11 protein-coding genes are annotated in these 11,984 nt (G+C 62.4%); 8 read left to right on the top strand and 3 right to left on the bottom strand.

What is annotated here, in order from left to right; genetic code table 11:
* Positions 1-504, top strand: coding sequence for a hypothetical protein (locus tag AEYBE204_RS21785; RefSeq protein WP_023460479.1), 504 nt, complete (start codon positions 1-3; stop codon positions 502-504).
* A gap of 5 nt (positions 505-509) precedes the next feature.
* Here the strand turns inward: AEYBE204_RS21785 and AEYBE204_RS21780 are convergent, their stop codons facing one another.
* The 3 genes from AEYBE204_RS21780 to AEYBE204_RS21770 all read right to left on the bottom strand — a co-directional run bounded on the left by AEYBE204_RS21780 (position 510) and on the right by AEYBE204_RS21770 (position 4,310).
* The gene (locus AEYBE204_RS21780) at positions 510-878 is read right to left on the bottom strand and encodes a RidA family protein (RefSeq protein WP_023460478.1); all 369 of its coding nucleotides are present in this window, start codon (positions 876-878) and stop codon (positions 510-512) included.
* A gap of 188 nt (positions 879-1,066) precedes the next feature.
* On the bottom strand, positions 1,067-3,556 hold the full coding sequence (locus AEYBE204_RS21775) for a DNA translocase FtsK 4TM domain-containing protein (RefSeq protein ID WP_023460477.1): 2,490 nt from the start codon (positions 3,554-3,556) through the stop codon (positions 1,067-1,069).
* A 79-nt stretch (positions 3,557-3,635) separates the two neighbouring features.
* Positions 3,636-4,310, bottom strand: a complete 675-nt coding sequence (locus tag AEYBE204_RS21770; RefSeq protein WP_023460476.1) for a LysE family translocator — start codon at positions 4,308-4,310, stop codon at positions 3,636-3,638.
* Positions 4,311-4,487: 177 nt separating this feature from the next.
* Between AEYBE204_RS21770 and purH the strand changes: the two genes are divergently transcribed.
* The 7 genes from purH (at position 4,488) to AEYBE204_RS21735 (ending at position 11,937) form a co-directional block, all read left to right on the top strand.
* On the top strand, positions 4,488-6,092 hold the full coding sequence (gene purH, locus AEYBE204_RS21765; RefSeq protein ID WP_023460475.1) for a bifunctional phosphoribosylaminoimidazolecarboxamide formyltransferase/IMP cyclohydrolase: 1,605 nt from the start codon (positions 4,488-4,490) through the stop codon (positions 6,090-6,092).
* 20 nt (positions 6,093-6,112) lie between these two features.
* Positions 6,113-7,240: a radical SAM family heme chaperone HemW gene (gene hemW / locus AEYBE204_RS21760; RefSeq protein ID WP_023460474.1), complete on the top strand. Its 1,128-nt coding sequence runs from the start codon at positions 6,113-6,115 to the stop codon at positions 7,238-7,240.
* A gap of 46 nt (positions 7,241-7,286) precedes the next feature.
* Complete coding sequence (locus AEYBE204_RS21755; protein ID WP_023460473.1) at positions 7,287-7,889, top strand: hypothetical protein; 603 nt, start codon at positions 7,287-7,289, stop codon at positions 7,887-7,889.
* 30 nt (positions 7,890-7,919) lie between these two features.
* Positions 7,920-8,774: a 16S rRNA (cytidine(1402)-2'-O)-methyltransferase gene (rsmI, locus tag AEYBE204_RS21750; protein WP_023460472.1), complete on the top strand. Its 855-nt coding sequence runs from the start codon at positions 7,920-7,922 to the stop codon at positions 8,772-8,774.
* The gene (locus tag AEYBE204_RS21745) at positions 8,771-9,139 is read left to right on the top strand and encodes a YraN family protein (RefSeq protein ID WP_023460471.1); all 369 of its coding nucleotides are present in this window, start codon (positions 8,771-8,773) and stop codon (positions 9,137-9,139) included. The genes rsmI and AEYBE204_RS21745 overlap by 4 nt, the downstream gene beginning before the upstream one ends.
* A 63-nt stretch (positions 9,140-9,202) precedes the next feature.
* On the top strand, positions 9,203-10,159 hold the full coding sequence (gshB, locus tag AEYBE204_RS21740; protein ID WP_023460470.1) for a glutathione synthase: 957 nt from the start codon (positions 9,203-9,205) through the stop codon (positions 10,157-10,159).
* A 203-nt stretch (positions 10,160-10,362) separates the two neighbouring features.
* Complete coding sequence (locus tag AEYBE204_RS21735; protein WP_023460469.1) at positions 10,363-11,937, top strand: YifB family Mg chelatase-like AAA ATPase; 1,575 nt, start codon at positions 10,363-10,365, stop codon at positions 11,935-11,937.
* The last annotated feature ends 47 nt before the right edge of the window (positions 11,938-11,984 follow it).

The following is an 11,984-nucleotide window of genomic DNA, read 5'->3' as shown; positions in this document are numbered from 1 at the left end:
ATGTATTATCCCGCCGTCTTTGCTGTGCCGGGTATTATCTTCCTGCTTACCAGTCTGACGTCTTACACGAATTCAACCCTCGCCTTTGCCGTTTTCATGACGGCTTTCCTGTCGTTGTTCGTCAATTCGCTGTGGCTGACCTCAGCCATTCTGATAGGCGGCGCGGCCATATGCGCGGGGATGGGCGATCCCAACAGTCTCAGCATAGCGGGTTCGACGGCTCTGGCGGTAATCCTGCTCGGCATTGCCATTGGCTTCAAATGCCCAAGGTGCCGGTTTATGATTCAGGCAGGCCGTAACCCTTTCACACAGCCTCACCGGAAATGGTGCCCGATATGCGGCCGCACCCGACGGGGCGTATGGCCGTTTCAACACAGTTTGAAGCCCGAATCCTGGGACGGTCAGTACCACGATGACGGCGGCGGCCCGGATGATGGGGACTCTGTCCGAGGGTGGCAAAGAGACCGGATCTACAAGCGCTATCTTAAACGGCGGGGGCGCTGAGCGCTTTATAGCGTAGCGATGCACTCGATTTCGATGGACGCATCGAGCGCCAGTTGCGTCACGGCAAACACCGAACAGACGGGCAGGGGCGCGTCGGCGAAATAACCAGCAAACAGGACGTTGAAGCGCTCAAGATTCGCCATGTCGGTGAGCATGACCCTAACCGAAACAAGCGCCGTCAGGTCGCGCTCGAACCGGGCCAGAGAGGCCGAGACATTGGTCATCATCTGCTGGACTTCGGCATCGAACCCATCGGCCAGATTGCCGTCGTCGTCATCGCCGATATGGCCTGACAGATAGATGGTGGTGCCAATTTGCACCGCCTCAGAAAAGGCGGCGTCGAAGGGATAGGCGAGGAAAACGGGTTCGGTCATAAGGACAGTATGGTTGGAAGCTTGAGCTTATGTCCAGCTTAAGAAGGGCACCCCACCACCACGCCCTCCGGGCGCGGTCCCCCTCCCCGCGCTGCGTGCAGGGAGGTATAAGGAAGCAGGCCTCACCACATGCTCCAAGTAACGGGTGCAGGGTCTATGACCCTGCCCGGCGGAGCCTCTTTTAACGCTTAATGCGGCGGGGGCGGGGCGAGGATATCGCGTTTGCCGACGTGGTTAGCCGGGCCGACGACGCCTTCCAGTTCCATCTTCTCCATCAAGCTTGCCGCCCGGTTATAGCCGATCTGAAGCTTGCGCTGGATGTAGGAGGTCGAGGCCTTGCGGTCGAAGGTGACGAAGTAGACGGCCTTGTCGTAGAGGTCGTCGCCGGAGCCGCCTTCGCCCATGCCGCCGCCATCGCTGTCGCCGCCGTCATCGTCGCCACCGGCGGTGATGTCGTCGAGATATTGCGGCGACCCTTGCGAGCGCAGATATTCGGCCACGGCCTCGACCTCACCGTCGGCGACGAAGGGGCCGTGCAGACGGGTGATGCGTCCGCCGCCCGCCATATAGAGCATGTCGCCCTGGCCCAGCAGCTGTTCCGCGCCCTGTTCGCCGAGGATGGTACGGGAGTCGATTTTCGAGGTGACCTGGAAGGAAATCCGGGTCGGGAAATTGGCCTTGATGGTGCCGGTGATGACGTCGACCGACGGGCGCTGTGTGGCCATGATCAGGTGGATACCGGCGGCACGGGCCATCTGAGCCAGACGCTGAACCGCGCCTTCGATGTCCTTGCCCGCGACCATCATCAGGTCGGCGACCTCGTCGATGATGACGACGATATAGGGCATGGGTTCGGGGACCATTTCCTCGATCTCGAAGATCGGCTGGCCGACCTCGTCGAAGCCGGTCTGGACCTTGCGGATGAAGTTCTTGCCTTCGGCGGCGGTCGCCTTGGCGCGTTCATTGAAGGAGGCCACGTTGCGCACGCCGATCTTCGACATACGGCGGTAGCGGTCTTCCATCTCCTTGACGGTCCATTTGAGCGCCACGACGGCCTTTTTCGGGTCGGTGACGACGGGGGCGATCAGGTGCGGGATGCCGTCATAGACGCTGAGTTCCAGCATCTTGGGGTCGATCATGATGAACTTGCACTGTTCCGGATCGAGGCGGTAGAGGATCGAAAGGATCATGGCGTTGACGCCGACCGACTTACCCGAGCCGGTGGTGCCCGCGATCAGCAGGTGGGGCATCTTGGCGAGGTCGGTGACGTAGGGCTCGCCGCCGATGTTTTCGCCCAGCACCATAGGCAGCATGTGTCCGGCCTTTTCGAACTCGGCCGAGGCCAGCATGTCGCGCAGGTAAACGGTTTCGCGCACGGCGTTGGGCAGTTCGATGCCGATGGCGTTGCGGCCCTGAACGATCGAGACGCGGCACGAGCGCGCCGACATGTTGCGGGCGATATCGTCGGCCAGAGCGACGACGCGCGCGCCCTTCACACCCGCGGCGGGGGCCAGTTCGTAGAGGGTGACGACCGGGCCGGGGCGGATCTGATCGATGACGCCCTTGACGCCGAATTCGGCCAGCACGCTTTCCAGCATGCGGGCGTTCTGACGCAGGGCGGCTTCGTCGAAGCTGGTGGCGCGCGGCTTGGGCTTCGACAGGATCGACAGTTCCGGCAAGCGGAAATTGCCGGGCTTGAGGAACTCGAAGCTCGACTGACGCTCATCCTGCTCGCGGGCCGAAGGCTTGGGCGTGCGCGGCGCTTCCATGCGGATTTTCGGCTCTGGTGTGGCCGATTTCGGAGCCGGGCTCAGCATCGGCGCGTCGGGATCGAGGTCGTCTATATCGAACGGCGGTGCGTCGTAGTCGTAGTCGGGCTCTTCGCCGACCGGCGTGCGCAGATTGACCTGTGGCTCGGCAGCCGGTTCGGCGTCGTAGGCCGCTTCGTCGATAAAGGGCTTGGGCGTCTTGACGCTTTTACGGGCGCCCTTCGGCTTGGCCTCGGCGCGCGCAACGGCGTCGGAGACCTTTTCGCTGATACCCGTGGCGTTGATCGCGCCCCTGAAGCCGCCCAGAATGAACCCAGCGGCGCGGACATAGCTATCGGCCTTCAGGCGCAGGGCTTGATTGAAGCACCACAGGGCGGCGGCGCCGAAGATCAGGCTGGCGATGACATCACCGGCGGGTAGGCGCATGAAGTCGAACAGGGCGTTCAGGATGCCATGTACACCGGTGCCCCAGAAGCCGCCGATCGACGGCGAAGTCGCGTCGCCTGTATGCAGCGGCGCCAGCGCCGCCGCCAGCATCAGCACGAACAGGGCGGCGAACAGGCTATGGATGCGAAGCGCGCGGCGGCCTTCGTCGGGATCGAGCTGCATCAGGCGCGTCAGGCCGAACCACGTCATCAGCGCCGCCATCGGCCAGGCCGCCAGACCCAGAGATTGCAGACCGAGGTCGGCGAGGATCGCACCGAACCCGCCGAGCAGGTTCTGCACCGGGGCATCGGTCGCCGTGTTCCAGCTGGCGTCGGCGGCGTTGTAGGAGGCGAAGGCCAGCAATGAAGCCAGACCGATCAGGCAGACCAGTGCGCCGCGCAGACGCGCCATCGGCACCGACCGCCAGATCATGAGGAAGTTGGTTTCGAGATGATTCCAGACGAGGGCGGTAACGGTGCTCATGCGACAAACAGGCCTGTGAAGGTTGACCCCGCTTTATGCCGCCAAAAGGGTTAAGAGCGGTTTACCATGACTGGAATTATCAAGCCGATTTCAGCAAATCCGCGATGCCGTGGCCAAGGATCAGCAGCGCAATCAGGCCCAGCAGACACCCCACGAACAGCTCGAAATATTCGCGATTGCGGCCTTGGCTGAGCAGACGCGTCAGGGCCAGCCCGCTCAGGCCGTAGGTGGTCATGGCGATGACATCCATGCCGATGGCCGTGGCGGCGAAGACCGGCATCTGAGTCGTCATCGGGCGGCTCAGATCGAGAAAGGGCGGCAGGACGGCGGTGAAGAACAGCGTGACTTTCGGATTCAGGAACTGCACCATGAAACCGTCTTTCCACGTCGCCCAGAGGCTTTGCGGCATTTGATCCGTTATCGGAACATCGAGTTCATGGGCATTGTGCGACTTGCGCGCGCGGATCGTTTTATAGGCGATCCACAGAAGATAGATCGCGCCGCCGAAGGTCATCAGGTGGAAAATGACCGGGACGGTGGTGATCAGGATATGTAGCCCGAACGCGGCCATGACGAACCAGATCAGGGTCGCGCTATTGATACCGAACACGCCCATCAGAACGCGCGGCACCGAGCGTTTCAGGCCCGTCGAGATGCAGAACAGATTGGCCGGTCCCGGCGTGATGGCCATGAGCAGCATCGCCGCCAGAAAGGCGGAGTATTTGGACGGGTCGACGGGCAAGGCGCTAAACATGTCGTCTTATTTCGTAAAAATGGAAACTTGTCGAGTGACGCTCAGCTTGTCTGTCGCCCAGGCCTCATGAACCGTTATCTGGGTGCTGTAACCAGTATCAAGCTTTGTGGGTTCCCTTTTGCGCCTTCGTTGTGTACACCGCGCGCATATTTCCCCAACCTCCCGAATGGACTGCCCATGCCCGCCGCGCCCGATTTCCCGCCCGCTCCCGATTTCGTCACGCCGAAACGCGCCCTGATCTCGCTGTCGGACAAGACCGGCCTGATCGAGGTGGCTCAGGCCCTCGCTGCCGCCGGGGTCGAAATCGTCTCGACCGGCGGGACACGCGCGGCGATCGCCAATGCGGGGATCGCGGTCAAGGACGTGTCGGACCTGACGCAGTTCCCTGAAATGATGGATGGTCGCGTCAAGACCCTGCACCCCAAGGTGCACGGCGGCCTGCTCGCCTATCGCGACGCGCCGGAACACGCCAAGGCTCTGACCGAGCACGACATCGCCCCTATCGACATCGTGTGGATCGACCTCTATCCGTTTGAGAAGACCGTCGCCTCCGGTGGTGGCTTCGAAGCGGCTATCGAGAATATCGATATCGGCGGTCCAGCCATGATCCGTTCGTCGGCCAAGAACCACCCCTATGTCGCCGTCTGCGTCGACAAGGCGGGGATCGACGAGGTCATCGCCGCGATCACCACCGAGGGAAAGACCGGTCTGTCTCTGCGTAAATCGCTCGCCGCCCGCGCCTTTGCCCGTACCGCCGCCTATGACAGCGCCGTGTCGTCGTGGTTTGCCGAACAGCTTGGCGACACCTACGCCGAGCGCAAGACCATCGCCGGGACGCGCCTGCAAACCATGCGCTACGGCGAAAACCCGCACCAGTCCGCCGCCTTCTATAAGACCGGCGAAGACCGCCCGGGTGTCGCCACCGCGACCCAGCTTCAGGGCAAGGAACTGAGTTATAACAATGTCGCCGACACCGATGCCGCCATCGAGCTGGTCGCCGAATTCGACGAACCGGCCTGCGTCATCGTCAAGCACGCCAATCCGTGCGGCGTCGCCGTCGGTCCGGACCTGCTGACGGCCTATAAGCGCGCGCTGGAATGCGACGACGTGTCGGCCTTCGGCGGCATCGTGGCGCTGAACCGCAAGCTTGATCGTGCGACCGCCGAAAAGATCGTCGAGGTCTTCACCGAGGTCATCGTCGCCCCGGCCGTGGACGACGACGCAGTCGAGGTCATCAAAGCCAAGAAGAACCTGCGCCTGCTGGTCACCGGCTCCCTGCCCGATCCGTTGAGCGGCGGTCAGGTCTTCCGTTCGGTCGCCGGAGGCCTGCTGATCCAGTCGCGCGACACTGCACGTATCCTCGCGCCGGACCTCAAGATCGTGACGAAGCGTCAACCGACCCCGACCGAGATTCAGGACATGCTGTTCGCCTTCACCGTCGCCAAACACGTCAAGTCGAACGCCATCGTCTATGCCAAGGAAGGCCGCACCGCCGGCATCGGCGCCGGTCAGATGAACCGTCGCGACTCGGCCCGCATCGCCGCTCTGCGCGCGCAGGAAGCCGCCGAAAAGCTGGGTCTGAGCGAGTCTCTGGCCAAGGGTTCTGCCTGTGCGTCGGAAGCCTTCTTCCCCTTCCCCGACGGTCTGCTTGAAGCCGCGGCGGCGGGGGCGACCGCGGTCATCCAGCCGGGCGGTTCGATCAAGGATGCCGACGTCATCGCGGCTGCCGACGAGGCGGGCCTGACCATGGCCTTCACCGGCGTGCGCGTCTTCCGTCACTAAACATAAAGGGCGACCCACCTATGACCCCGGTCGCCCTCTATATCCACTGGCCCTATTGCGCGCGCATCTGCCCCTATTGCGACTTCAACGTCACGCGGGACAGAGGGCAGATCGCGACACAAACCGCCCTGTTCGAGGCGATCCTCACCGAGCTACGCACGCAAGCATCGTGGCTGGGGCCGCGTGAACTGGCCTCGGTCTTTTTCGGCGGCGGCACCCCGTCCCTGATGCGGCCTGAATGGATCGCGACGCTGATCGATGAGGCGCGGCAACTCTTCCCGCCGTCCGGCCCTGTTGAAATTACGCTGGAGGCCAATCCCACTGACGCCGAGATTTCGCGTTACGAAGCTTTCCGCACTGCCGGTATCAACCGCCTGTCGATCGGTATCCAGTCGCTCGATGACGCAGCGCTGAAATTCCTCGGGCGCAACCATTCGGCGCGCGAAGCCCTGCTGGGTTTAGACACCGCCCTGTCGGTGTTCGATCGTGTGTCGCTCGACCTGATCTATGCCTTGCCGGGACAGACGCCCGACGACTGGGCAGCGGAATTGAAACGTGCGGCGGCTTTGGGTGTCGAGCATATTTCGCCCTACCAACTGAGTCTCGAACCCGATACGCCGTTCGGGCGCGCGGCGCGGCGCGGCAAGCTGAGCCTGCCCGCCCCGGAACTAGGTGAGGCGTTTTATTACACGACGCAATCGGTCCTCAACGATCTGGGTTTCGAGGCCTATGAGGTGTCGAACCACGCCAAGGGTCTTGCTGCCCGGTCGGCGCACAATGTAAACATCTGGGAAGGTGTCGACTATATCGGTGTCGGCCCCGGCGCGCACGGACGTCTGACTCTTGACGGTGTCCGCCACGCCACCGTCGCCGAAAGCGATCTGCGCACCTATATCGCGCGCGTCGGCGAGCACGGTACCGGCATCGACCGCGAGCGTCTGTCGTCAGACGGGTCCGCCGAAGAGGCCCTGATGCTCGGCCTGCGCTTGATCGACGGGGTACGGCTGGTGCGCATCCAAAACCTGCTGCTGATCAAACGCGATGACCTGATCACCGACGGTTTCCTCGACATCCGCAACGACCGTCTACGCGCCACCGACAAGGGCCGCGTGGTCCTCGACCGTCTTCTGCTTGAACTTTTGTCATAATTTCTGCCGAATTGCCGGTTAGGGTCGCGCACTCAAGGGGTAATCCATGCAAAAATGGCGTAAGTATCTGATCGTTTCGGCTATCCTGCTGGCCGTGGTCGGCGGCGTGGTCTGTTATGACGTCTATCGCGCCCAGAGCGTGGCCATCGAGACCTTGACCTATGCCGGAAAAAGCGATCTCAACCGCATGGAGGGCCTGATCGACGGCATCGCCATTACCAACAGCCTGTACAAGGACATCGAGCCGTTCGAAGTCGCTCCCGCTGCTGCCCCCGCCGATCCGGAGCGCAAACGCGGCCTGTTGAACCGCATCTTCGATAAGGGCGCGGCCCTGATCATCCGCAAGAAGCGCGAACCCGATGCCCCGCCGCTGAAAGGCCCGGACCTGCATCTCTGTGCGCAAGCTGCCGGAGAGCCGGAAGGCTTCGCGACCCTGATCCGCCACCTCAAGCCCACGCCCGTCAAGACCGACTGGAAGCCCGATCCGCGCATCCGCTATGGCAGCTTCAACGCCCGTCAGTACAATATTAGTGGCGATACCTGGCTGGTCGTCGCCCGCGAAGGCCTGCTCGGCTGGAAGGTCAAGGGTGTGAAACTGACCGACGCCCAGAAACGTCAGGTCGCCCGCACCTGCGTCGGGATTATTTGACTTCCCAGCGTCGTGCGCCAATAAGGACTCATGACCGATTTCTTTGCGCCGCCGCCCCGTCCTGTCGAAGGCGGGCTCTATATCATCGCCACGCCGATCGGCAATCTGCGCGACATTACGCTCCGCGCGCTCGATGTGCTGCGCGCCGCCGATGTGGTTCTGTGCGAGGACACGCGGGTGACGGGGAAGCTGCTGGCGGCCTACGATCTCAAGAAAAAGCTGATCCGCTACGACGATCATTCCGGCCCGCAAGTCATCCCCGAAATCCTCGCGCGCCTGCATACCGGCGAAGTCGTGGCGCAGGTGTCGGACGCCGGAACGCCGCTGATTTCCGACCCCGGCTTCCGGCTGGTCAATATGGCGCTGGGTGTCGGCGCGCGCGTCCATCCCATCCCCGGCGCGTCCGCCGTCATGGCCGCGCTCTGTCTGGCCGGATTGCCCACCGACCGTTTCATGTTCGCCGGGTTTTCGCCGAACAAATCCGCCGCCCGCAAAACCTTCTTCGCCGACTTCAAGACCCTTGCCTCGACGGTGGTGTTTTTCGAGACCGGCCCGCGTCTGCACGATAGCCTGACCGACCTGCTGGCCACCATCGGCGACCGCGATGCCGCCATCTGCCGCGAACTGACCAAGCTGTACGAGACCTGCGTGCGCGGGCGTCTCAGCGACCTCGTCACGCGCGAGGAACTGCATGAGCCCAAGGGCGAGATCGTCGTCCTGATCGGCCCTGCGGAGGCCGTAGAAACCTCCGAAGACGACCTTGATGCGGCCATCCTCGATGCGCTGAAAACCTTGGCCCCGTCGGAGGCCGCCGCGACGCTCGCCCAGCGCTTCGACCTGCCGCGCAAGGTCATCTATAAACGCGCGCTTGACCTGAAAAAATGAAACGCGTCGAGCGGGGGCAGAAGGCGCACAGACGCGGGCATCTGAGCGAATATATCGCGCTCGGCCACCTGATGCTGACCGGTCACCGCATCCTCGGTTTCCGCCTGAAAACGCCTGAAAGCGAAATCGACATTCTGGCGGTCAAGGGCAAGCGCCTGTGCGTTATCGAGGTCAAGCAACGGCGCACCCTGCTGGAGGCCCTGACCGCCGTCGGACCGGTGCAGCAACACCGCCTGTGGCAGGCGGGGCTGAAACTTCAGGACCGCAAACCGGCTTTGCGCAAATACCACCTGCACGTCGATCTCTATGCGATTACCCCGCAGGGCATCAAACACGTCCGCGACGCTTTTTCCGAAGGTATTTAAGCGCGGCCTCTTGCTCTCACGCACTGTCGGTTTACATAGAAGCTAACAACAGAGAGACACCCTATGACCCTGCGCGTCGCCGTCCAGATGGACCCCATCGAAAAGATCAATATCGCCGGGGACACGACCTTCCTGCTGATGATGGCGGCGCAAAACCGGGGCCACGAACTGTGGGTCTATGAGCCGCAGCATCTGTCGCTCGAAGATGGTCAGGTCAAGGCGCGCGCGCGCAAGGTTACCTTGCGTCCCATCAAGGGTGACCATGTCACCGCCGGGGACTACGAGACCCTCGACCTCGGTACCGATGTCGACGTCGTCCTGATGCGTCAGGACCCACCCTTCGACATCGCCTATATCACCGCGACCTATCTGCTGGAGATGATCCACCCGAAAACGCTGGTGGTCAACGACCCTAAGAGCGTCCGCGACTGCCCCGAAAAGCTGTTCGCTCAGCATTTTCAGGGTCTGCAACCGCCGACCCTGATCAGCGCCGACCCGGTCGCTTTGCGTGAGTTTCAGGCAAAGCACGGCGACACGATCCTCAAGCCGCTGCACGGCGCGGCAGGCGGCGGCATCATCAAACTTAAGGCCGACGATCGCAATCTCGACGCCCTGATCGAACTGCACGCCGCCATCGGGCGTGAACCCCTAGTGTTGCAAAAATTTATCCCGGCGGTGTCGGCAGGCGATAAGCGCATCATCCTTGTCGACGGCGAGGTGGTTGGTGCCATCAATCGCGTGCCGGAAAAGGACGCCGTGCGCTCGAACTTGCGCGTCGGCGGTACGGCGGTGCAAACGACGCTGACGCCGCGCGATCTGGAAATCTGCGCCCGCGTTGGCCCTGAACTCAAGGCGCGCGGCCTGATGTTCGTGGGGCTGGATGTCATTGGTGACTACCTGACCGAGATCAATGTCACGTCGCCAACGGGTGCGGTGCAACTAAAAGCGTTTGATGGAATCGACGCCGGAGACGCCCTATGGGACGCTGTAGATCGCCGGTTATCCACAGGTCAGGTTTGAAAACGCTGAGATATTTTCCGACGTTTTGCACGCGCTAACGGTATTATAAACCCGCACAACAAAAATTACCCTTTTTGTTCCAATTTTGTTCTTGATTTGTCTTTTTTCATTCCGTAGGGTGTGGATAAGAAATCAATATAAGGTGGTGTAATCAACTCGACTGTACCTGCGATGGTTGATGGTCGTGATTTGGGGAGGGGTTTATGCCGGCACGGGTCACGACGATTGCGTTCGAAGGGGCGAAGGCGCACCGCGTCGAAGCCGAGGTGCAACTGACCTCCGGCAATGTCGCTTTCGTCGTCGTTGGGCTGGGGGATAAGGCCGTCGCCGAAAGCCGCGAACGCGTACGCGGGGCTTTTGCCGGTATGGGGTTAAGTCTGCCGGGTAAGCGCATCGTCGTCAATCTGGCCCCCGCCGACCTGCCAAAGGAAGGCTCGCATTACGATCTGCCGATCGCCCTGGCGCTGATGGTCGTGATGGGCGTTTTACCGCAGGATGCGCTCGACGCCTATGTCTGCGCGGGGGAACTGAAACTCGACGGGCGTATCGGTGCAATGGCCGGGGCGCTTCCCGCCGCATTGGCAGCATCAAGTTTCGGCATGGGCCTGATCTGTCCGGAAGAAAACGGCCGCGAAGCCGCGTGGGCCGGGGATGTGCCGATTCTGGCACCGCGATCCCTGATCGACATTATTAATCATTTCAAGGGTCACGCGGTTCTGTCGCCGCCCTTACCTGGCGAGGTTGTGGCCGGTCAGGCCACACCCGATCTGCGCGAGGTCAAGGGGCAGGAGGCCGCCAAACGGGCGCTGGAAATCGCCGCGGCGGGCGGACACAACCTGCTCTTCGTCGGCCCGCCGGGCTCAGGCAAGTCGATGATGGCGCAACGTTTGCCCGGTATATTGCCGCCGCTGACCTCGGCGGAACTGCTGGAAACCTCTCAGGTCTGGTCGATGGCGGGGTTGCTCGAAAAAGGCAATCTGACGCGCGACCGGCCCTTCCGCGCGCCGCACCATTCGGCGTCGATGGCGGCGCTGACAGGAGGCGGCTTGCGTGCCAAGCCGGGTGAGGTATCTCTGGCGCATAATGGCGTGCTATTCCTCGATGAGCTACCTGAATATTCTGCACAGGCCCTTGATTCGCTGCGCGCGCCGCTGGAAACGGGCGAGGTCGTGGTCGCCCGCGCCAATCACCACATCCGCTATCCGGCGCGGGTACAACTGGTCGCCGCCATGAACCCCTGCCGCTGTGGCTATGGTGGTGTAGGTAAGGGTGCGTGCGGCAAGGCGCCGAAATGCCTGCGCGACTATCAGAGCCGGGTGTCGGGACCGATGATGGACCGCATCGACCTGCAAATCGACGTACCGGCGGTGACCGCCGCCGATATGGGTCTGCCGCCGCCTGCCGAAGGGTCCGCCGAGGTTGCCGCGCGCGTTCTGGCGGCGCGGCAAATCCAGACAGAACGCGCCCGGCGGCTGGGCCTGACCAGTGAGCAGGCGCTTAACGCCACCGCGTCGGGCTCGGGACTGGAGCAGATCGCACCGCTCGACACCGCCGCCAAAGCGCTATTGACTCAAGCGGCGCAACGCTCGAACCTGTCCGCGCGTGGCTGGACGCGCTGTGTGCGGCTGGCGCGGACCATCGCGGATTTAGAGGGCAGCTTGAGCGGTGAAGAAACGCCAATCCTGCGCCGCCATATCGCCGAGGCGCTGGTCTACCGCCGGACCTCGCCGATGGATGCCGAGGTGCCGCGATTTTCGCCGCAAAACGAATCGCTTTGAGCCGTCGTTAAGGTTTTTCGCCTACAGTGATCACAGCCTGAAAAAAG

The sequence above is a fragment of the Asticcacaulis sp. YBE204 genome, from assembly GCF_000495855.1.
GTDB lineage: Bacteria > Pseudomonadota > Alphaproteobacteria > Caulobacterales > Caulobacteraceae > Asticcacaulis.
This window is presented reverse-complemented; position numbering and strand designations above follow the sequence as displayed.